Annotated in this window: 24 protein-coding genes; 15 read left to right on the top strand and 9 right to left on the bottom strand. The window is 49.1% G+C overall.

Translation table 11 applies throughout. The annotated features are described in order from the left end of the window. Positions 1-82: 82 nt before the first annotated feature. From KTO58_RS28800 to KTO58_RS12955, 8 genes are all read left to right on the top strand, one after another. Positions 83-211 (top strand): hypothetical protein, encoded by a 129-nt coding sequence (locus KTO58_RS28800; protein ID WP_255408010.1) that lies wholly within the window; start codon positions 83-85, stop codon positions 209-211. 60 nt (positions 212-271) lie between these two features. Then, positions 272-397 carry a hypothetical protein gene (locus KTO58_RS28805; RefSeq protein WP_255408009.1) on the top strand — a complete coding sequence of 42 codons (126 nt, stop codon included), beginning with the start codon at positions 272-274 and terminating at the stop codon, positions 395-397. A gap of 73 nt (positions 398-470) precedes the next feature. Then, complete coding sequence (locus tag KTO58_RS12930) at positions 471-644, top strand: microviridin/marinostatin family tricyclic proteinase inhibitor (RefSeq protein WP_095838968.1); 174 nt, start codon at positions 471-473, stop codon at positions 642-644. 31 nt (positions 645-675) lie between these two features. Further along, positions 676-852, top strand: a complete 177-nt coding sequence (locus KTO58_RS12935; protein ID WP_095838967.1) for a microviridin/marinostatin family tricyclic proteinase inhibitor — start codon at positions 676-678, stop codon at positions 850-852. Between the two features lie 54 nt (positions 853-906). After that, positions 907-1,089, top strand: coding sequence for a microviridin/marinostatin family tricyclic proteinase inhibitor (locus tag KTO58_RS12940; protein ID WP_095838966.1), 183 nt, complete (start codon positions 907-909; stop codon positions 1,087-1,089). A gap of 43 nt (positions 1,090-1,132) precedes the next feature. Further along, positions 1,133-1,309 carry a microviridin/marinostatin family tricyclic proteinase inhibitor gene (locus KTO58_RS12945; protein WP_095838965.1) on the top strand — a complete coding sequence of 59 codons (177 nt, stop codon included), beginning with the start codon at positions 1,133-1,135 and terminating at the stop codon, positions 1,307-1,309. A gap of 115 nt (positions 1,310-1,424) precedes the next feature. Next, a complete protein-coding gene (locus KTO58_RS12950; protein WP_095838964.1) occupies positions 1,425-2,438 on the top strand; it encodes an MvdC/MvdD family ATP grasp protein in 1,014 nt (337 codons plus the stop codon). Further along, a complete protein-coding gene (locus tag KTO58_RS12955; RefSeq protein ID WP_095838963.1) occupies positions 2,395-3,387 on the top strand; it encodes an MvdC/MvdD family ATP grasp protein in 993 nt (330 codons plus the stop codon). Before KTO58_RS12950 ends, KTO58_RS12955 begins: the two co-directional genes overlap by 44 nt. A 53-nt stretch (positions 3,388-3,440) precedes the next feature. Here KTO58_RS12955 and KTO58_RS12960 read toward each other — a convergent pair whose 3' ends face one another. From KTO58_RS12960 to KTO58_RS12980, 5 genes are all read right to left on the bottom strand, one after another. Continuing rightward, positions 3,441-4,811: a DUF418 domain-containing protein gene (locus tag KTO58_RS12960; protein ID WP_095838962.1), complete on the bottom strand. Its 1,371-nt coding sequence runs from the start codon at positions 4,809-4,811 to the stop codon at positions 3,441-3,443. 108 nt (positions 4,812-4,919) lie between these two features. Continuing rightward, positions 4,920-5,150, bottom strand: coding sequence for a DUF3820 family protein (locus tag KTO58_RS12965; protein ID WP_225860236.1), 231 nt, complete (start codon positions 5,148-5,150; stop codon positions 4,920-4,922). A 172-nt stretch (positions 5,151-5,322) separates the two neighbouring features. Then, positions 5,323-7,425 (bottom strand): chondroitinase-B domain-containing protein, encoded by a 2,103-nt coding sequence (locus KTO58_RS12970; protein ID WP_157752987.1) that lies wholly within the window; start codon positions 7,423-7,425, stop codon positions 5,323-5,325. 304 nt (positions 7,426-7,729) lie between these two features. Further along, positions 7,730-8,281 (bottom strand): DUF1697 domain-containing protein, encoded by a 552-nt coding sequence (locus tag KTO58_RS12975; protein WP_095838960.1) that lies wholly within the window; start codon positions 8,279-8,281, stop codon positions 7,730-7,732. Between the two features lie 70 nt (positions 8,282-8,351). Continuing rightward, the gene (locus tag KTO58_RS12980) at positions 8,352-8,732 is read right to left on the bottom strand and encodes a serine hydrolase domain-containing protein (protein ID WP_157752986.1); all 381 of its coding nucleotides are present in this window, start codon (positions 8,730-8,732) and stop codon (positions 8,352-8,354) included. A 117-nt stretch (positions 8,733-8,849) separates the two neighbouring features. Between KTO58_RS12980 and KTO58_RS12985 the strand changes: the two genes are divergently transcribed. After that, positions 8,850-9,767, top strand: a complete 918-nt coding sequence (locus KTO58_RS12985) for an alpha/beta fold hydrolase (RefSeq protein WP_095838958.1) — start codon at positions 8,850-8,852, stop codon at positions 9,765-9,767. A gap of 103 nt (positions 9,768-9,870) precedes the next feature. Here the strand turns inward: KTO58_RS12985 and KTO58_RS12990 are convergent, their stop codons facing one another. Then, positions 9,871-11,907, bottom strand: coding sequence for a M13 family metallopeptidase (locus KTO58_RS12990; RefSeq protein WP_095838957.1), 2,037 nt, complete (start codon positions 11,905-11,907; stop codon positions 9,871-9,873). 153 nt (positions 11,908-12,060) lie between these two features. Between KTO58_RS12990 and dinB the strand changes: the two genes are divergently transcribed. From dinB to KTO58_RS13005, 3 genes are all read left to right on the top strand, one after another. Further along, positions 12,061-13,164 carry a DNA polymerase IV gene (gene dinB, locus KTO58_RS12995; RefSeq protein ID WP_095838956.1) on the top strand — a complete coding sequence of 368 codons (1,104 nt, stop codon included), beginning with the start codon at positions 12,061-12,063 and terminating at the stop codon, positions 13,162-13,164. 213 nt (positions 13,165-13,377) lie between these two features. Beyond that, positions 13,378-14,385: an endo-beta-N-acetylglucosaminidase F3 gene (gene endOF3 / locus KTO58_RS13000; protein ID WP_157752985.1), complete on the top strand. Its 1,008-nt coding sequence runs from the start codon at positions 13,378-13,380 to the stop codon at positions 14,383-14,385. 145 nt (positions 14,386-14,530) lie between these two features. Then, positions 14,531-14,923, top strand: coding sequence for a DUF3592 domain-containing protein (locus tag KTO58_RS13005; protein ID WP_095838954.1), 393 nt, complete (start codon positions 14,531-14,533; stop codon positions 14,921-14,923). Here the strand turns inward: KTO58_RS13005 and KTO58_RS13010 are convergent, their stop codons facing one another. Next, complete coding sequence (locus KTO58_RS13010; RefSeq protein WP_225860237.1) at positions 14,924-15,871, bottom strand: EndoS/ChiA family endoglycosidase; 948 nt, start codon at positions 15,869-15,871, stop codon at positions 14,924-14,926. It abuts the gene before it with no gap. Between the two features lie 307 nt (positions 15,872-16,178). On the opposite strand from KTO58_RS13010, the gene KTO58_RS13015 reads away from it, so the two are divergent. The 3 genes from KTO58_RS13015 to KTO58_RS13025 all read left to right on the top strand — a co-directional run bounded on the left by KTO58_RS13015 (position 16,179) and on the right by KTO58_RS13025 (position 17,920). Continuing rightward, entirely contained in the window at positions 16,179-16,763 is a 585-nt protein-coding gene (locus KTO58_RS13015) for a pentapeptide repeat-containing protein (RefSeq protein ID WP_095838952.1), read from the top strand. Between the two features lie 31 nt (positions 16,764-16,794). Beyond that, positions 16,795-17,316, top strand: coding sequence for a DinB family protein (locus KTO58_RS13020; RefSeq protein ID WP_095838951.1), 522 nt, complete (start codon positions 16,795-16,797; stop codon positions 17,314-17,316). 160 nt (positions 17,317-17,476) lie between these two features. Continuing rightward, a complete protein-coding gene (locus tag KTO58_RS13025; protein ID WP_095838950.1) occupies positions 17,477-17,920 on the top strand; it encodes a T9SS type A sorting domain-containing protein in 444 nt (147 codons plus the stop codon). 79 nt (positions 17,921-17,999) lie between these two features. On the opposite strand, the gene KTO58_RS13030 is transcribed toward KTO58_RS13025, so the two are convergent. Beyond that, positions 18,000-18,944, bottom strand: coding sequence for a helix-turn-helix domain-containing protein (locus KTO58_RS13030; RefSeq protein WP_095838949.1), 945 nt, complete (start codon positions 18,942-18,944; stop codon positions 18,000-18,002). 206 nt (positions 18,945-19,150) lie between these two features. Further along, the gene (locus KTO58_RS13035; RefSeq protein WP_095838948.1) at positions 19,151-19,648 is read right to left on the bottom strand and encodes a DinB family protein; all 498 of its coding nucleotides are present in this window, start codon (positions 19,646-19,648) and stop codon (positions 19,151-19,153) included. Between the last annotated feature and the right edge of the window lie 70 nt (positions 19,649-19,718).

Here is a 19,718-nt window from a genome sequence, read left to right on the forward strand (position 1 = left end):
ACGGTGTGTGTGATCCTATCGCTGCGGCAGCACGCCGACCGGCCCTTCATCCTTTTATTCTCTCATTATAAACGCAAGACGTATGCAACAAAAAAATGAAACCGTTCAACCCTTCTTCGCTCAGCTGCTCGAAGCTAAATCAGTAGCTACCAACGATGCTGTTGCCAATACCATCACCTGGCCCTGGATCGACAACCCCATCGTAAGCTAATCACCCCATCGTGATTATCAACGATACCATGTTCATTCTTTCATTTAAAAACCTACATGTATGCAACAAAACCAAGAAACCGTTCAACCCTTCTTCGCACAACTGCTGGAAGCTAAGTCTAACTCCAATCAGGAAACAGCTAAACTGATCACCTGGCCCTGGATAGACATTCCCATCACAGAATAGTCATTCACACCTGTGCAGCAAAAGGCTGCACAGGATTTTTAATAAACCCTCACCCACATAAAGCGTAGTAGCTATGCAACCAACAAACAATGAGCGCCCGTTTTTCGCGCAATTCCTCGAAGCTCAACAAACAGAAAACCGCGTCAACATGCCCGGCGCATCATCCCTTACCACCCGCCTGCTGGACGGTGGCTACGAAACAATGAAATATCCTTCCGACAGCGACGAAGGCGGTCCCCTGTCTTAAGGTTTTACTTCACACCTAAACCCAACTATACATGAAAACAGAAAAACACATCGAGCGCCCGTTCTTCGCTCAGTTCCTCGAAGCACAACAACAACAGAACGAAGACAAACAACGCCAGGCAGCCGAATCATGGGGGACCAACAAATTCCTCGACTGGCCCGCTACCACCGACAAGTATCCCTCCGATGGCGACGACGGCGTAGAATAGTCTTCCCCCAAAAACATCATTTTTTTTGTCACTTAATCCAAACCTTCATCAACGATGAAAACTAAACTTCCAATTGAGACGCCTTTCTTCGCCCAGTTCCTCGAAACACAAAAAAGCGAGAACGAAGAAAGAATGCAACAGGCAGCACAAGCCTGGGGAACCAACAAATTCCTCGACGAACCCCTGCAAACACACAAATACCCCTCCGATGGAGACGATGGCGTTGGCGTAGATTAATCCCATCTCATCATCATTTTTTAAATCATTCAACCAAACTACGATGAAGACGCAAGTTCAAATTGAAAAGCCATTCTTCGCCCAGTTCCTCGAAACACAAGAGCATAAAAACGAAGAACAACTGCAACAAGCCGCACAACTGTCTATCACCAACAAATTCCTCGACGAGCCACTGCATACACTCAAATATCCCTCCGATGGAGACGAAAGTAATGTGTAAGCAATAGCTCCATTCCTTTTTACAACTAACAGCTGTACCAGACCGATACACCTGTTCCCTTTTATAGCCGGCAACAGCACCCACGCCGTTGCCGGCCCCTTTATCACTCCCGGGCATGATACTCTGCATCACTCACTCTCAAGACTATTACACAATAGACGGTGTGCAACAACACCTGCACAAACTGGGCTATGCCACACACCGCCTCAATACCGACGAATTCCCACTCCGGTACCACTTCAGGTATACCGTTGGGATCAATGGCCAACGTCCAGGATGCGAACTGACCATCGACGATACCGTCATCGCCACCGCCGATATCGAAGCCGTATGGTATCGCAAACTATGGAGCTTCCAGGTACCTCCCGGACTGGATACCGACTACAGCGGCATCTATCGCCAGGAATATCACACCTACCTGCATATCTTCTTCCGGGCACTCTCCCACGTACCCTGGATCAATAAAATGTATACCGATCACGCCATCGCAGAAAATAAACTACAACAGCTACAGGTAGCACAAACCTGCGGGCTCAGTATCCCTGCTACTGTCATGACCAATGATGGAGAAAGCGTAAAAAAATTTTATTCCCAACAACAGGAACAAGTGGCCATGAAACTACATGGCGCCCTGTCCCGCAGCATGAGCGGTCAGGCACCATTCTTTCCCACCACCCGGCTGGAATCACATACCTTGCCACTCCTGCACAGCCTCTCCTACTGCCCGATGATATTCCAGGCCTATATCGAAAAAGCCTACGAACTACGCATCGCCTACATAGCAGGAGAATGTTTCGCCGGTAAAATAGATGCCAGCGGAAGCACCGGAGAACACGACTGGCGCATTTCCGGCGGTGGCGCCATCTGGCAGCATTACCAGCTGCCCCCGGATATTGCAGACAAACTGCATCAATGCATGCAAGCCCTCGACCTCTCCTTCGGCGCCATCGACATGATCCGCCAACCAGATGGACAATACGTCTTCCTCGAAGTCAATCCTCAAGGAGAATGGGGCATGCTGCAAAAATATTTGGATTACCCTATCAGCGAAACAATAGCAGAAAAACTGGTTAATAAGATAAAAAATGGCTACACAAAAAGTCCTGATCATCACCCACACGGGCGATAATATTTCCATCAACACCGTCAGCGATCAAATCGCAGCACTGGGTGGCGAAGCCATCCGCTTCAACGTAGACACCTACCCGCTGTCCGTACGCCTGAGCACCACCTTCGTCAATAATCAACACCTGGTACACCTACACACCGCCGATGGCCAATACCGCCTCGACGATGTCTCCGCCGTATGGTTCCGCAGAGGCTACAACATCGGCAAAGGCCTCGATACCGTATTGGACAAAGAGTTCCTCAGCGCCGCCAAAGGCGAAGTACAACGCACCCTCTTCGGCATGCTGGAAGGCCTCGATGCCTTCCACCTCGAACGTAGCAGCGTTTACCGCCGCCTCGATAGCAAAGAAGAACAACTACGCCTAGCCGTCAAAGCCGGCCTGCAAATACCTCCCACCTGCATCAGCAACGATGCACAGGTAGTCGCCGACTTCATCAACACCCTCCAGACACCCGTGATCGCCAAAATGCAAAGCTCCTTCGCCATCTACCGCGAAGGCGTAGAACATGTCGTGTTCACCAACGAAATCACCTCGCAAAACCTACAACAACTCGATAGCATACAGTACTGCCCCATGGTCTTCCAGCAGAAAATAGCCAAACAGCTCGAACTGCGTATCACCATCGTCGGCAATAAAATATTTGCTTTCAGCATCGACTCCTCAAAACTGGAAAATTCTAAAGTAGACTGGCGCAAAGAAGGCGTAGCACTGATCAACGACTGGCAACCGTACACCCTGCCGGATACCCTCCAGCAACAGCTGCTCACCTTCATGCAATATACAGGATTGAACTATGGGGCTATCGACGTCATCCTCTCCCCCGAAGGTGAATACTTCTTCCTCGAAGTAAACGCAGCAGGAGAATATTTCTGGCTCGATATGTTATGTGACAATGCGATATCCGCACAAATTGCTGCCGTACTGCTCGGGAAGACAGCACGACGCTAAACAATATCATAACAGCAGCGGGATAACCTTCCACTATCCCGCTGCTGTAGTTTTTATAAGATACTCCTCCTGAAAGGCTGCACCTTCCAGTAAGTCAAACTGCGCCACGCCCACTCAAAAGGACCGAACAGGAAATAACGCAGCCATAGCCTGCTGAGAATGATCTCGAACAGCCAGATCGCACCGGCTACATAATACACCTGGTAACGTTCCAGCTGTCCATACCACCCGAAGCCATATCCGTTGAAGATAATGCCCCCGATAATACCCTGTAACAGGTAGTTCGTAAAGGCCATCTGCCCTACACTGGCCATCAGCGACAGGAATCGCTTCGCCAGCTTGTACTTGTACAACAACATGATCGCGCCGAGATGCCCGAAAGTCATAAACACCCGCTTCAACTGGTACAGGTCTACCGGCATCCGCTCCGCAACAGCCACTCCGTCAAACTTAGCCGCCAGCATACTGCTCAGCAGGTAGTAGTTGACACTCAGCCCGATCACATATCCCACAATAGTAATACCCCAGTAAAAGGATAGCGAACGTTCACCCGTCAGTACCCCCCACTTGAATAAAGCCATACCCAGGAAAAAGAAAGCCAGCACATCCCATATCAGCACCAGGTAGAAGGTCAGCGTCTGCTGATGTACATTCTCCTCCGCCGTAATGGCGATCAGTTTGAAATAGTTCGCTTTCAATACCTTTGCCACCTGCTTATCCGCCGCTTTCCGCAACGTGTCAGGATGATGATTACGCTGGTATTTCTCCCACTTCTCCTTCTGCTCCTTCTGTTCGTCGGTCAGCTTGATATGTTTACTTTCCAGCTGCTGCGCATACATCCCTTCCTTTTTCATATCGATACTCTGGTAGCGGGTGTACGACTGTCTGATAGTAGACAACAGACACATGAACAACGCCAGCCACAACAGGTGTTTAGGCTTCATATTACGGCAGGGATAAAGGAACAATCCGCAGAGTGCATAGGAATAAAGGATGTCACCCACCCAGATGAACAGAAAAGCATCTATCAGGCCGAATAGGAGCAGCCAGATCATACGGCGGTAATAGATATCCGCCGGCGTCAGCAAGTCCGGCATCTGCTTCTTTTCCAGTCGCCGTAGCAACAGGATAGTACCAGCGCCAAACAACAGGGAGAACAGGCCCCGCATGGTGCCTTCAAATAATCCGTTGACGACCCACCAGGTATAATAATTAGGCCCCGATAATTCATTACGTAAGCTGATATTGAAATCCAGCTGATACGGCAAGGCCATAAAAGGAATGTTCATCAGCAGGATACCCAACAGGGCAATACCACGGATGGCATCGATAATACTGACTCTTTCAGATTGGGCTAAGGGGTTCGCTTGCGCGTGGCCGTTACCGCCATCGGCGGATGGAGAGAAGAAACGTGGCTGTAGCATGGTATGTTATCTTTGGTTGACTATTCACGAATAACAAACGGGCAAGGTGAGCTGTTCTCACAGGTAAGGGGCACAACAATCGCCATATATCAGCTACAGGAAGATGGCTTATTTTTGCCGGAGTGGTGTCAGCAACCCGGTCAATCCATTGACCTTGATCACATAGATCGTCTCTAGCAACATGCCCAGCTTCCCCTTAGGAAAGCCTTCCCGCTGAAACCATTCCAGGTAAGATACCGGCAGATCACAAAGCACTGTATCCTTATATTTGCCGAACGGCATTTTCATCACTACCAATTGTCGAAGTATTTCCGGGTCGGGTTGTGCAGCTTCCATCATCTGGCAAATATATCCATTTTATTTACATGTACACCTCCCGGCACAGGTGCTAACACAGGATAGATCGTAATACAGGAAGGCCCCCCTTTCCGCCTGCAGAAAGGAAGGGCCTTTGGATAGGAAGGGATCACGCTTTAGTCTCTGTAGTTTCTTTGTCAGCGTAATAATCTTCCTATAGTCTCTGTAACTTCTTCGTCAGTATAGTAGTCCCCGATTGCAGCCGCAGGATATACATACCCGAAGGAATACCGGTACCGATGGTCTTTACATGATGTGTGCCCTTGTTCAACATCCCGTTGACAAGCACCTTCACCACTTTACCATTCATATCATGTACGGACAAGATCGTCTGTGCAGCATTATCCAGCTGGAAAGTGACCGTGGCCTGCTCGTTGAACGGATTAGGATACACATTGAGTGCGGCTTCCCTTTGTACAGGTGCAACACGGGCCGCAGCCGTACCGGTGGTAAGCTTCACCTCGGTATAGCTGTTCCAGGCGTTCACACTGTTACCATGCCCTACAATGCGTACATACTTGGCCGTACGGGCAGAGAAAGTAAATGACTCCAGGCTGTTGGAGCTACCGCTGCTCACCAGGTTGGAAGCGGCAGTATTCCAATTCTGTCCGTCATCGCCGGTGAGGATGTCGAAACGGGAAGTACGGGAGTTGCCGTTGTAAAAGGCGATCTGTACACCAGATACGGAAGCAGGATCACCTAGGCAGAACTGTATCCACTGGCCGTCGCCACTGGCAGACCAACGGGTGTTGAGGTCATTGTCCAGTACATTGGCAGCCACATTGCCGTCATCACCACTGGCAGATACCGGCTGGCAGCCCGGAGGATTTGGGTCGTCTCCGGCAGTAGGTCCTACCATATCCGGCGTCAGGATACGGGCCGTTACAGCCGCTCCGGATACTTCGTCCGCACCTTTGTCCAACGGCGCCGTACGGGCTTGTCCATCCATATCGGTAGTCACCGATGGATAAGAACCGGTAGCATTGTCAATAGCCGGGCTTCCTGCCTGCAGATGGAAAGTACCGGTAGCATCCCTAGCCAGCAAAGGATTCGCTGTCGTATAACCCGATGATGGCATAGAACCGGCCCCGTTAGTATTGTAAAGGAGATTGCCGGACCATACCGGGCTACTGATAGATCCCGACAGGCTGGCGGCAGCACCTCCGCCTTGTATGATATTGTTGGCAATAGTAATAGCAGTAGCTCCCAGCCCATTGGTACGTCCCTGCATAATGATGTTCTGTGGATTATTTACCAGCGTGTTGAAAGCAATCAGTACCCTGTCAGGACGATCATGCGAGGTGAGCGGCGCGCCGTTCGCTACTTCTCCATCGCCGTTCCCGATGTTGATAGCTGGCGTACAGTTTTCGAAATGATTGCTGTAGATCTTGTGATCATCGCCGAAAATACGGACCCCCGGCGTGTTCAGGAAGTAGTTACCGTATACATCGTTCTTGTTACCATGCCGTAAAGTAACGTGAGCCGGACAGTTACGTACGGTATTATACCGGAAGGTCACCGCAGATGTCTTGATAGATACCATCTCGTTCTCGCCTTCACACTCTTCAAAGAGGTTATACTCCATGATGCTGTTGCTCGAAGAAAGGCTTAAACCGCTTAGTCCGAACTGTACGGATTCTGCACCGTTTTCGGTTTGCTTATTATGATCGTAGAAATAGTTGTGATGTATATACAACCGTTGCGCGATCTGGCTACCGGAACCCCTGATGGCAATGAAACGACCCATCGCATTTTTGTGCTGGAAAGTATTGTAGTCCACCTCATGATCATTACCATTGAGAAGCAGGTTCTCGCCTGCACCAGGTGTCTGGAAAAGGTTGCGGGTCCAGCGGCAGAAACTGGTACCACTGGCCATCGTAGCCTGGGATGCATTGTGGGTGAATTTGAACCCTTTGATGATAATGTACTTCGCCGGGCTGACGATGCTAAACCCTGCAGTCCCTTTGATCTCCGCACCCAGTATGCTCTGCGCCGTTATAGTAATCGGCTGCGAAGCAGTACCCTGCTTGTTGATCGTAATATCCGTACTGGCAGTATAGACGCCGTTGGCCAGCACGATGACGTCGCCGGGATTCGCATTGTTAATGGCAGATTGTAAAGCCGATAAAGAGCTGACATTGATAGTAGCAGCCATCAGGTGGCCATGAATGGTAAAACACAGACATAGCAAGACCAGGCAGGTACGGAGATGACCTGTCAGCCTGCTTGCGCGAAGCAGGTATTGATTCTGATTCATGAAAATTGGTTTAGATAGTGGTAGAAATGGATTTACAGATAAAAAATTTAGTGGTAAGAAAAAACTTGCAAGACATAATGCTCCTGGCGGGTGGTCAAGGGTTCATCCGGGCTGTTATATATTAGTGTGGTTGTTAGCAGGTAATACGACAGGAATAGCTTCCATCGCATATTACACGGTGTTATTCATAACGGGATCGCTTTAAGCTTGTATACTAAAAATAACAAACCTTCCGCACAATTGCAAACGTTTGCAAATTTGTACACAGATTAGCGAAAATAGCGTAAGAACAGAGAGACTGTCTTTATTGCTCTGGCGACGGATAAGTCAGCAGTTTATTCATAGTAGCCCAGTTACGTACGGTAGCAGGTAGCTTTAGCTTCTTTTCTATCAGCATAGTGGAGAACAGGTTTTTGCCGATGTTCTTACGGCAGAAGACATATACCTCCCTGTCACGGACATGGTAGGTATCCAATGGCGTACTTAATGCAACCAGGGTATTGACCAGGGTCGTATCCGGAATAACAGGTAATATAGCGACATAGAGCATGGTATGCTCCTCTCCCATCTGAGCAGCAAATGGGTTATTAGCTACAATCTCCTGTATTTGTGAAAGCGTTCTGACAATGGTGGTCACTTCGAAACCATAGGTTTGCAGCAGTTGCTTTTCTATCTTTTGCTGCAGCGCTTCCGGTGTCGTGGCAGTAGTAGCATCGAAGATGACGTTGCCGCTTTGTATATAGGTCTGTACATGCCGGAATTTCATGTCTGTGAAGACAGTCCGGAGATGCTCCATGCGGATCAGCTTTTGTCCGCTCACGTTAATACCTCTGAGAAATGCAATATACCTGGTCATATCACAAAACTACAAAAGCACAGGGATGCCTGTGCTTTTGTAACCAGTTATTCCGTAAAAAGTTTATTGCTTATAGAAATCGTACGAGGTGAACTCTACGAAGCCGGAAATCCGGCAGCCATTGCTGTACATGATCATCCAGCTGTAGCTTCTTTTCCTCCTGCAGCGTAGCCAGGGCTGTACTCGTAAATGCCTTCGTATTCGATCCTATCATAAACAGGGTGTTTTCATCTACCCGTTCCGGTTTGTTCATCTCCCGTACACCATAGGTTTTCATCACCACGATCTTTCCCTGCTGTATAACACAAATGGCAGCGCCCGGGACCTGCCATTTCTTAAGAGCTTCATTCACATAATTGTCGAAGCTATCTTTCAGAAAGGAAGTACGCAGCTGTGAGAAAGAGGTACAATAAACCAGGTGTAGCAGCAGTACGAGAACAATTTTTTTCATGCGTGTTTGCATTTAGGTAAGGTAGCTAAAAATGTATTGGCTATACAGGCAATATAATGTAAATCTCTTTATGGATAAGTCGGTTATTTGCAAATCTCCATTTCGTTATATTTGGTGATGCAAAAAGTTACCCACCTGCTCGCGCTTTTATTGTTCTGCGCTTTGTCTGCCCATTCGCAGCAACTCGACTCCATCCCTTACGCGTACGGAAAACTCTACTACCACATTTACGGGAAGGGCACGCCCGTGATCCTGCTTTCCGGCGGCCCCGGCAACGCCTGCCAGCAACAAGCCACCGTTGCCGAAGCATTAGGCAAAAAGTACCTGGCCATCCTGTTGGAACAGCGAGGCACAGGATTATCCATTCCCACGCCGCTGGATTCCACCACGATCAACCTGAAAGCCGCAGAAGATGACATCACCCTCCTGATGGATCATTTAAAGATCAAAAAGAGTGTGATCTACGGGCATTCCTGGGGAGCCATGCTGGCCCTGAGTTATGCCACCAAACATCCGGAACGGGTGAAAGCGCTCGTGCTGGCATGCCCGGGATACTACACATTATCCACAACATTGCTGACCCGGCATGTCAACAACTTACGGGTGCGCATGAGCGTGTCCGACCTGGCACTGTTCGATGCTTTGGAAAAAAAGATCAGCACCGGAAAAGCCAATGCGGCCGATTCTACCTTGTATGCCCGCACCAGCCGGTTAGGCTACATTTATGACAAAAGCCGCATAGATACCTTGTTCGCACAGATCAACACTGGCAAACCCAACTTGGTAACACAGGGGCTGATCGTAAAAGACCTGGGCCGGGTAGGCTACGACCTGAGCAAGACCCTGCCAAAGTATAAAGGCCGCATCGACGTCATCTCCGGTGCACAGGATGCCCTGGCCTTCTATACTTATGAGTTTAAAGTGATACAACCGTCCATGCGCCTGCACTGGATAGAACGCTCTGGCCACTTCCCCATGTTCGAACAACCGGTGGCTTTCCTGCAGGAACTGGACAACGTCCTGCAAACACACTGATCCGGTCATATCCATTTGCACAGGTATGCAAATGGCAAGTCAATAAAAAAGGAACGCCTGACAAGCGTTCCTTTTTTATGCGAAGTATACAAAAATTGCCCGTTTACCAGATGCGTACACGGGCACTGTCCGCGATATACATCGGCTGTCCCGGTTTGATACCCCATACTTGGTAGAAAGCATCTACATCAGAGAAGGGACCGTTTACCCGGAATTTAGCAGGAGAGTGTACGTCGGTCATTACACGCTGCGCCAGCGACTCGTCGCGGGTATGGCTCAGCCATCCCAGGGCATAACCCAGGAAGTAACGCTGCCCCGGATTGAGGCCGGAGATATTTTCGTTCTTTTTATATTGTTCGGTGAGGACAAAGGCATCCCAACCGAGCAGGATACCACCCAGGTCGGCAATATTCTCTCCCAGGGTAGCCTTTCCATTGATGTGCAGGCTATCTACCACGCGGTAGCCATCGAACTGTTTAACCATGACAGCCGCCCTGTCGTTGAAACGTTGTTCGTCTTGTTTGGTCCACCAGCTTTTCAGGTTACCCTGAGCATCAAACTGGCGGCCGCTGTCGTCAAATCCATGCGTGATCTCGTGGCCGATCGTAGAAGCGCCGGCATAACCGTATACCAGTGCATCATCGAGTTCTTCATCACGTTTGCCAGGTACGGTAAAGATACCTGCCGGAAGTACGATCTCGTTATTGCTGGGATTATAATAGGCATTGTAAGTCTGCGGTGTCATTTCCCACTCGGTGCGATCTACCGGTTTACCCAGTTTGTTCACCTCGTACTGATGCCACCAGCGGTTAGCTTCTTTCATATTAGCATAGTAGGACTGCTCTTTGATGTCCATGGAAGAGAAGTCTTTCCATTTGTCAGGATATCCTACTTTAGCTGTCATGGTAGAGAGCTTATGCAATGCCTTTTCCCTTGTGCTATCACCCATCCAGGTTAGTTTCGTGATGCGGTTTTTAAGTGCCTCTCGGATTGCATCCACCAGTTTGATATAGCGCTGTTTGGCTTTTTCATTGAAGTATTCTTTCACGAACAACTGTCCGAGCGCTTCTCCCATTACCCCTTCTTCAGCATTGAGCACCCGTTTCCAGCGCGGCTGGCGTACTTTACTACCTCTTAGCAGCTGTCCATAGAAACGGAAACTTTCGAGAGCGATCGTATCTCCCAGCACGTTGGCATTGGCACTGATAAGGTTCCATTTCATATATAGTTTCAGCGTAGCGATACTTTCGGATGTCAGCACTTTATTAAGCGCCGTAAAAAACTCCGGTTGCCCTACGATAACACTGTCTATTTTAGAGACCCCCTGTTGCTGCAGGAAGGTAGCCCAATTGATGGTTGCAGACAATTTGGAAAGACCGTCCACGGACATTTTGTTGTAGTTGGCTTCAGGATCGCGAAGCGCTTCCAGTTTGCGGCTCACCTGGGCTAGTTTGGTTTCCAGCTTGATGATATCGGTAGCGGCTTTGGTAGCAGCAGCGGTATCCAGGCCGGCAAACTGCAACATGCGGGCGATATGCCCCGGGTATGCCTCTCTTATTTTACGCGTGCGGGCGTCGGTATTGAAATAATAATCGCGATCGGGCAGACCGAGACCTCCCTGATACAGATGATAGGCCATTTGTTCGCTGTTCTTGCTATCCTGACCGATGTAAGCACCGAAGAATACGGAGTTCTGCACGTAGTTACGGCCCATCAGATCTATGATCTGCGGGAGCGTGGTAGCTGCATCTATCGCACTCAGATCTTCCGTGAGCGGTTTCATACCGTCGCGTTGCTGGGTGGCAGAGTCCATCCCGCTCTTCCAGAAAGCAGCGATCTTTTTAGCAACAGGATCTTTCGGATCCTTCACCGCATGCTCGTTGATAGTGAGCAGACGGGTATAGAGCTCTTCCTGCACAAGCTGTCCGATACCCCAGCTGCTGTATTCGTCGGGGATAGGATTCTTTTTGATCCAGCCACCATTGGCATAGCTGAAGAAGTCATCGCCCGGGGCGACTGTAGTGTCCAGATTAGCGGCCAGCATATCAGGCGATGCTGTTTTGTGCTCTCCTTGCTGGTTGCATGACAGCATCAGGGTGATGCTGGCGGCACCCAATACAGGTAGTAGGTTCCATTTCATAAATAAGCAGATTTTCAGTATTCTCTTTTATTTGCGCCGGAAGGTAAATCATTTTCGCTTGTTGTCGTTCACCGTTTATCCAAATGGCAGTTTGCCGGGAACAGAAGTATGCCCGGTACATTCCTGAGGAATTAGCTAATTTTACAGCATATCATGACCAACGAAGCAGCGCCACATACGACCCTCAGGAAGATTATACATATCGACATGGATGCATTTTATGCCTCTGTGGAGCAACGGGATTTTCCCGAGTACCGCGGTAAAGCTATCGCGGTAGGCGGTTCGCCGGAAGGGCGGGGTGGCGTAGTGGCAACAGCCAGTTATGAAGCGCGCAAGTTCGGCGTACGTTCTGCCATGCCTTCCAAACGCGCATTGCAGTTATGTCCGGAACTGATATTTGTACGGCCCCGATTTGCCATCTACAAAGAAGTATCCACACATGTCCGGTCCATCTTCGCCCGCTATACCGACCTGATAGAACCACTGTCATTAGACGAAGCATTCCTGGATGTAACACAGGACAAACGGAATGTGCGCTCCGCCATCGTGATCGCTCAGGAGATCAAACAAGCTATTAAAGAGGAACTGCACCTCACCGCCAGTGCAGGCGTATCAGTGAGTAAGTTCGTCGCCAAGATAGCCTCCGATATGAACAAGCCGGACGGATTAACGTTTATAGGACCTGCAGAGATCGAAGCCTTTATGGAACGGCTGCCGGTAGAGAAGTTTTTCGGCGTCGGCAAAGTAACGGCCGATAAAATGAAACGTATGCACCTGTTCACCGGCGCTGACCTGAAAAAACTAACGGAAGATGAACTGATCCGCCATTTCGGGAAGGTAGGCCGGTTCTATTACAAGATCGTACGTGGACAGGACGACCGGGAAGTACAACCCCACCGGGAAACTAAATCGCTTGGTGCAGAAGATACCTTCCCCTATGACCTGACAACAGTAGCGGAAATGAATGCGGAATTGGATAAAATTGCCAAGCTGGTCTACGACCGGTTGCAGCGATACCAGCTGAAAGGACGGACGATCACCTTAAAGATCAAGTACAGTGATTTCCGGCAGATCACGAGAAACCAATCTTTCCCCTATGCAGTAGGCGACCTCGATACAATTGCAGATACCGCCAAACAATTGTTATTGAAAACAGACCCCACAGACGTGAAAGTCCGGTTGCTGGGTATTTCACTCTCCAATTTCGGCGACGCCCCCCGTAAGCCACAGGATGTTTACCAGCTCGAGTTGTTCTGAGCAGGTATTGCTATTATCAACAGAAGTCTTATCTTTAGTAAGCACGGACCCCTCAAATTTTTTATTTGTTTGTGCGCCCGTTAAGATCTTTTAACAATGATGAGCTAATTGAACAATGTTATCTACTGCGCCTTCGCATGAACACCATATTTGTGTAAGACCTTAAAAACTAACTGTCACTATTGATACGCCCCTGGCTGTAAAACCACTTTTATGAAAACACTATTACAGAGGTGCCTGTTCCTCATTCTGATCTGTCTTTTATTCAATCAATGTAAAAAATATACTCGTTTAACCCCCGAAGAGCGGATGTTAAATGGTGGCCAATTGGATGCCGCCGCCCGTTCATTTATGACAGGGAACAATACTAATAAATGTATTGCCTATTTCATTACGGACGGTCGTAACCCGGGGTTCAAACTGCGGGATATACCCGATAGTGTGGATATGGTGGTATTGTTCGGCGTGAAGTACTATCATTACCTGGACACGCTGAAATATCCGGCGGGTACGGGGATGATGTCTACCTATTCTTCTTATGCCGCTTATTTTGCCGATATCCGGGCCTTACAGCGAAGAGGGGTGTTGGTCCTGCAGAATGTAGATGATGACAAAAGCTGGCAACAGGGTACGCCTGACAACTATTCTTCACCGGAAGTGTGGGCCGCCGCATTGCGGGAGCTATTGCTGGGGCGGCTGGAGCTGAATGGTATCAGCCTGGATGTGGAGCATAGCGGGGCAAAGCCCTCTCCGGTTCCACGATTCCCCGGATATGACTCTACTGGTTACTACGGATGGTATAGCGCCAGTATGGCGGCCAATGCCAGTTACCTCGCCTGCGTGAAAGCCCTGACCCGCTATTTTGGCCCTAGGGCCGGGCTGGGCGCCCAGCTACACATCGCCTCCGGCCTGGATGTATACGCCTGGAATCCTATCGTTGATAATTTCCGGGATGACTTCGACTATTTCCAACTGCAGACCTACAGTGGCTGGAATACAACCCGCGCACAGCTGGCCATGAACTATGCTGTACAAACTAACCGTATACCGGCCTACAAGATGGTATTTGGCGCCTATGCAGAAGGAGGCCGCGACCTCAATAATGCTACTGCGCTGGCGCGCTGGGTACCCACACAAGGCCCCAAGGGTGGGATGATGATCTATACTTACAATTCAAACGTCGCTTATGCGGAAGCGGTAAAACGCGCTGTAAAGCAATAAACCACCTACATCACTGTATATGAAGAGGGAGCAGATAACTGCTCCCTTTTTTTGCTTATAATACTCAGTGTAGTGTCCTGATTTTCATCTATTGGTTTACATTTGCGACAGTACTACCTGGTAGTGCTGTCAACAACACAAACGAATGAACAACATCGAATACCAACTCAAATACCTGCTTTGCCTGATCGCTGGCATTGTATTACTGGTTGCCGGTACTGGTAGTGCCATTGCGACGATGCGGTTTATCCATAAGGCACAGCGGGCACCCGGGATGGTGGTGCGGCAGAATGCCGGTCCTTCGCATGTAGAGATCCAATTCACAACGGCCGCAGGCCAGGTCGTAAATTATCCTCAGAACGGGCTCATCTACCTCAATCACGGACAGGAAGTAACCGTACTGTATGATCCTGCACGCCCCAGAAGTACCGCTTCTATCAGCAACAACATCGCTTTATGGGACTGTACCATGGGACTGTTCCTGCTGGGCGGGGTCTTCACGGCAACCGGTCTCCGGTCTTTCCGCCGTCGTTACTAATCACGGCTTTGGCGGGTTCATGGTACCGATGAGTTTTTTGGTTACCGCATAATCCGGCGTAATGATATCATCTGTTTTCCTGGGTATATCCCGATCGATCGCGTAAGCGAACAATCCTCCCTTCACTCCTGCTTTCCACTTAGCATACTGATACGCACGGCTGGTACCGTTGTCGGGGTAAGTCACGTCTCCCCAGTTAGCCCCTCTCTCTTCATAAAAAGAAAAGCCAGGCAGAAATTGATCGGCGCGGATATATTGTGTGTAAGCGTTCAGGTTAGTAGTAAGGTTGGATGTGCTGCGGCCATAAGCCTGGAGAAATACATAATCTATCAGTGGTGCAATAGTGCGGAAGAAATCGCTGTTCGCCCCCTGGTTAGTATCATAGATCAATAATTTACCAGTGCCTGACTTAGGGCCGAAGTATTTGGATACAGCAGTGAAGATACCGGTTAACTTTGTTAGTTCGGCGCCGGTAGGTACATGTTCGATATCGAAGTCGACACCGTCCATGTTGTAATAGCTGATGGTATCGGCCAGGTCTTTAGCGTAAGCGGCGTACCCGGCAGCGTTGTTGGAATACTTGCTGTCAAAGCCGCCCAGCCCGGTGCCGGCGGTCACTACTTTCGTCCCCCTGGCATGCAAATAGGGAATGTATGACAGCCGCAGACTATCCCAAAAAGGATTACCCGGAGGGGTATAATCAGGGAATACGTCGGCAATATCCAGGCTATCCGGCAGGTCTTTCATCGTGGTAGCATTACCGGTGCTCGTAGCCTTATCCCGCCAGGTCCTGAAATACCCCGCCATGAGTTCATGTTTGGATGCCTTGTAAGTTTTTAGCTGAGAAAGATAGTCTTTTTCCGTGCTGACCTGTGTAACAGCTTTCGTTTGCCCGATAGTGGCGGGTTGTTCTTTTTTACAGCTGCTGCTGAGGGCGAGCAAAGCCATAAGAGCAGGAATACCGCATTTTCTGCAAGCAGTTCGTGGAATCATTGCCTGAAACATGATTATGGTTTTAATGAATAATAACAGCGTGGGGTTAGCGCCGTTGCTTGTTGCGGACCATGCACCGACGTTGGGTCATTGTTCACTTCGTCTTGTTCACGTTATCTCTAAAGTAGCAAAATCCTTTACACGGTCTGCATATTATATTCGCAATAGCTGATAGAATATTTATAGAATATCTCTACTTTAGCTATCCGTTCAGGGGACCTAAAGTTTTACTATTTTCGACCCATCCGGAAGCTTACCAACCATGAAAGAACAAGACGATATCATACTTCATTTTGAGAAGGAATTTAACCTGATCGATTACGCGAACAAACATATTGTGAACAGGCATTTTGATCATTGCAAGTTCATGCATTCCAATATCGGTGGTTGTGTATTTGAGAACTGCCGTTTTGATAATTGTGTGTTTGAGTCCTGTGATCTTTCTCTGATCAAACTGAAAAATACGGGGGTACATAAGGTCTCGATACTGCACAGCAAGGCCATCGGTATATGGTGGCATGAAGCGAAGGGCCCTATTAATATTAATTTTGAGGATTCAAAGATCAGTCATTCCTGTTTTGCCGGGAAAAATCTGAAGCAGAACCGTTTTATAAACTGTGTAGCGGAGGAAGTGGATTTCAGTGGTTGCAATCTGACCAAAGCAGTATTCACCGGTACTGATCTGCAACAGGCGCGTTTTGAACAAACCGACCTTACGCAGGCTGATCTTTCCGGCGCGATGAATTATTTTATTGATCCATTGCGGAATAAGATCAAAAAGGCGAAGTTCAGTTTGCCGGCCGCCTTGTCTTTTTTACAGGCGTTGGACATCCGGCTTGTTGACTAAGTACTTTGTATTTACTATTTAATTCTTCGATATGGCATCAGTACAATTGCCTGAGGTATGGTTACGCGGGCCGATAGCGGGCATACCCGCCCTACTTCAGCCGGTGGCGCATGCACTGTTACAGTCGCGGGAAGAGTTGGAAGCCCTGCTATCCGGCTTTCCGGATGCGCTGCTATGGGAGCGGCCAGGAGGTACTGCGGCGGTGGCTTTTCACCTGCAACACCTGAGCGGCGTATTGGACCGCCTGTTCACCTATGCTGCCGGGCAGCCGCTTTCGGATGAGCAGTTAACCTATCTGGGCAAAGAAGGACAGCGGGATGACGCTGTCACTGTATCCCTGCTGTTAGCTCGTTTCCAGCAGCAGGTAGACCGCTCGCTGGGGCAGCTACAACGTACAAACGAGACGACATTGACACAAGAGCGGTTGGTTGGCAGGAAAGGATTGCCTTCGACCACATTGGGGCTATTATTTCACGCGGCAGAGCATACGATGCGTCATACCGGGCAGTTGCTGGTGACGGTCAACGTATTGGGGGCGGGTATTGCCGGATAAAAAGCTAATTATTATCTTCACTGGTCAGTCATGTGAAAATTTGCGGGCTATTATTTTAACTATTCTACTTTCCTTACCTATCTGTAAGGGGACCTGGCTATTAGTATGCATCATATTGCTATTCATCTTTTTATTCTCTCAACGCTAAAATCGACTAAGTATGAAGACATGTTTGCACTCTTTCACTGCAAAATCCCACTTTTTATGCCTGTTTATGATGGGATCATTAGCACTTCCGGTTGTCACTAAGGCTCATCAACCAGGCCAGGAACCGGTTAAACCACCCTTTCGTGCCGCGGATAACTCCCTTAGCCCTGAAGAAATTCCTTCTTTTCTGACGATTGGGCAGCAAGCTCCCAGAGAAGGCCAGCCGGTAGAGATCTACCCAAATCCTACCACCGGTTTCATAACGATCCGCAGCAAGCAGATCCTGACAGGCAGCAGAGCTATCATTAACAATGAGAACAAGGAGGTGGTGTATTACACAATGCTGGAAACAAACACGATGACGTTGCCAGACATGCTTCCTTCGGGGGATTATGTGATTCAGGTAACTACACCAGGAGGTAAATTGTATGAGGGTAAAGTGACACTGGAAAAATAGTACGGGCGATTTTTTACAACACTTTGAACAGGGGGGGCTGTACCAGTGATGGTTCACAGCCCTTTTTCGTTACCTCAGGTCAGCCAGCTTTCAGGTGACTGGGAGGGTACCCATGGTAGCGTACGAAGGCCTTGGTAAAATTCTGGGGTTCACTGTACCCCAGTTCGCTGGCTACCTGTGCTACAGTGGCACCGGTATCACGCAGCAAGGTCCTGGCGTGATCCATTTTCAGCTCGACAAGATAACCAAAGACGGTATTTCCGAACAGCTCTTTAAAGCCTCTTTTCAGTTTAAAATCATTAATACCCGCTGCCCTCGCCACTTGCTGCAAGGAGATCGGCTCCAGCATATGGGACTTGACGAATTCCCGGGCAGCGTGTAATTTGTCGAGATCATAATGACGGACCGGCGATAGCTTTTGCCGCAGGTGTTTATCAGCCTGATCTGCCTGCATGAGGAAAAGCTCGATGATACGGGATTCAAAATACAGGTATTTCATATATCCGGTATAACGGCATTGTTGCAGGTCATATATGAGCAGCTTCTGCCGTTGTGTAACCGGCAACGGATAAGGAGCCAAGTCAACAGATTGTCCCGTCAGGGCTTTGTCCCAAAAGCGACGCAGGCAGTCCAGATCGGAGGCAACCAAACGGACATAGAACGATTCATGCAGACCGATGCCAAAATTGCGGACTTCCGGGCTGTTGACGATGTAATAGCCATTGAAGGAAGGAGTGAAGTGGACACTATGCTGATTGTCGCGCAGGATATATGGCCGGGTGCCTTTATCGGATCGCATCGCCGAACTGCCTTCCAGGGAGAAGTATAGCGTGAGGGTCGGTATATCCTGCGATTCTTCATATTTCACCTCTCTTTCCTGCCGGCTGTAGCTGGAAAAAATGTAACCGCCGTTGAATGCTGTACAGGACACTTGTGCGCCATGTTCATTGACATATCGCAGTTCCTGGTCAATGAACGGCTCTTGCCGGACAGGTAAGCCCGCATGGTTGCAGTAGTTACTCATAAAACTTGATGTGTTGAAAATCAGACCTGATGGGTGGTCCTGCCTTCGGCAAGCCGTGCCAAAAGTAGCAAAAGTTTCCGTTCCGCCGGCAGGGATGAATCCCTGGCAAGCGATTACTCCGTTTGGGATAGCCGTTGCTCCCTTCAAGATAGGTGCACAGGATACCGCTATTCCCGCGGGATAAAGGTATCCTGTGCCGCCGATATTTAAAAGGCCGGTTCATCGGCGCTGGGGCCGTAGGTGCCTGGCAGTGGAATATCGAGGAGGCGGAAGAACACTCCTAACTGCGCACGGTGATGTACGACCTGGTTGAGCGACATGCGGATCACTTCTGCCCTGCTACGGGTGGAGACAATGCGATCGCCTACACGCATGGTCCAGTCTTCGGAGAGGCTTTCGTCCTTCGCGACATCCAGTGCCTCTCTAGCATGTTGCAGAGAGCTGTCAAAGAAGGCCAGCAATTCTTCCGTGTTTTTAACATCGGGAAGTTCGTAGGGTTTATCCTTAAAATCGATCTCATCTGTATTGATAGCCATGTTGATCCAATCAGGTAGCTCTGCGATATGGGTCGCCAGTCTTTTTACAGTCATGCTTTTTTCGTGGGGTTTCCAGTCGAACTTTTCCAAAGGTACCAGCGAGAGCATTTTTCTTGTCACCGGCGCTTCCTGGTCCAGTTCTTTACGGAGGATTTGAATCAAAGACATAGTGGTAAATATTTGATTGTAATGTAAAATAAAGCTGGCGTAGTGACAGCGTTATGTCAGCAGTGTTGAA

This window comes from Chitinophaga pendula (assembly GCF_020386615.1).
Lineage (GTDB): Bacteria > Bacteroidota > Bacteroidia > Chitinophagales > Chitinophagaceae > Chitinophaga > Chitinophaga pendula.

Excerpts from the sequence above, each read along its gene's own strand:
- KTO58_RS12965 (WP_225860236.1), bottom strand. The coding sequence starts at position 5,150 with ATGATGGAAGCTGCACAACCCGACCCGGAAATACTTCGACAATTGGTA.
- KTO58_RS12970 (WP_157752987.1), bottom strand. The coding sequence starts at position 7,425 with ATGAATCAGAATCAATACCTGCTTCGCGCAAGCAGGCTGACAGGTCAT.
- KTO58_RS12935 (WP_095838967.1), top strand. The coding sequence starts at position 676 with ATGAAAACAGAAAAACACATCGAGCGCCCGTTCTTCGCTCAGTTCCTC.
- KTO58_RS13025 (WP_095838950.1), top strand. The coding sequence starts at position 17,477 with ATGAAGACATGTTTGCACTCTTTCACTGCAAAATCCCACTTTTTATGC.
- KTO58_RS28805 (WP_255408009.1), top strand. The coding sequence starts at position 272 with ATGCAACAAAACCAAGAAACCGTTCAACCCTTCTTCGCACAACTGCTG.
- KTO58_RS12980 (WP_157752986.1), bottom strand. The coding sequence starts at position 8,732 with ATGAAAAAAATTGTTCTCGTACTGCTGCTACACCTGGTTTATTGTACC.
- KTO58_RS12990 (WP_095838957.1), bottom strand. The coding sequence starts at position 11,907 with ATGAAATGGAACCTACTACCTGTATTGGGTGCCGCCAGCATCACCCTG.
- KTO58_RS13005 (WP_095838954.1), top strand. The coding sequence starts at position 14,531 with ATGAACAACATCGAATACCAACTCAAATACCTGCTTTGCCTGATCGCT.
- KTO58_RS13010 (WP_225860237.1), bottom strand. The coding sequence starts at position 15,871 with ATGGCTTTGCTCGCCCTCAGCAGCAGCTGTAAAAAAGAACAACCCGCC.
- KTO58_RS13035 (WP_095838948.1), bottom strand. The coding sequence starts at position 19,648 with ATGTCTTTGATTCAAATCCTCCGTAAAGAACTGGACCAGGAAGCGCCG.
- KTO58_RS12930 (WP_095838968.1), top strand. The coding sequence starts at position 471 with ATGCAACCAACAAACAATGAGCGCCCGTTTTTCGCGCAATTCCTCGAA.
- KTO58_RS13020 (WP_095838951.1), top strand. The coding sequence starts at position 16,795 with ATGGCATCAGTACAATTGCCTGAGGTATGGTTACGCGGGCCGATAGCG.
- KTO58_RS12945 (WP_095838965.1), top strand. The coding sequence starts at position 1,133 with ATGAAGACGCAAGTTCAAATTGAAAAGCCATTCTTCGCCCAGTTCCTC.
- KTO58_RS12985 (WP_095838958.1), top strand. The coding sequence starts at position 8,850 with ATGCAAAAAGTTACCCACCTGCTCGCGCTTTTATTGTTCTGCGCTTTG.
- KTO58_RS12940 (WP_095838966.1), top strand. The coding sequence starts at position 907 with ATGAAAACTAAACTTCCAATTGAGACGCCTTTCTTCGCCCAGTTCCTC.
- KTO58_RS12975 (WP_095838960.1), bottom strand. The coding sequence starts at position 8,281 with ATGACCAGGTATATTGCATTTCTCAGAGGTATTAACGTGAGCGGACAA.
- endOF3 (WP_157752985.1), top strand. The coding sequence starts at position 13,378 with ATGAAAACACTATTACAGAGGTGCCTGTTCCTCATTCTGATCTGTCTT.
- KTO58_RS13015 (WP_095838952.1), top strand. The coding sequence starts at position 16,179 with ATGAAAGAACAAGACGATATCATACTTCATTTTGAGAAGGAATTTAAC.
- KTO58_RS12960 (WP_095838962.1), bottom strand. The coding sequence starts at position 4,811 with ATGCTACAGCCACGTTTCTTCTCTCCATCCGCCGATGGCGGTAACGGC.
- KTO58_RS13030 (WP_095838949.1), bottom strand. The coding sequence starts at position 18,944 with ATGAGTAACTACTGCAACCATGCGGGCTTACCTGTCCGGCAAGAGCCG.
- KTO58_RS12950 (WP_095838964.1), top strand. The coding sequence starts at position 1,425 with ATGATACTCTGCATCACTCACTCTCAAGACTATTACACAATAGACGGT.
- KTO58_RS12955 (WP_095838963.1), top strand. The coding sequence starts at position 2,395 with ATGGCTACACAAAAAGTCCTGATCATCACCCACACGGGCGATAATATT.
- dinB (WP_095838956.1), top strand. The coding sequence starts at position 12,061 with ATGACCAACGAAGCAGCGCCACATACGACCCTCAGGAAGATTATACAT.
- KTO58_RS28800 (WP_255408010.1), top strand. The coding sequence starts at position 83 with ATGCAACAAAAAAATGAAACCGTTCAACCCTTCTTCGCTCAGCTGCTC.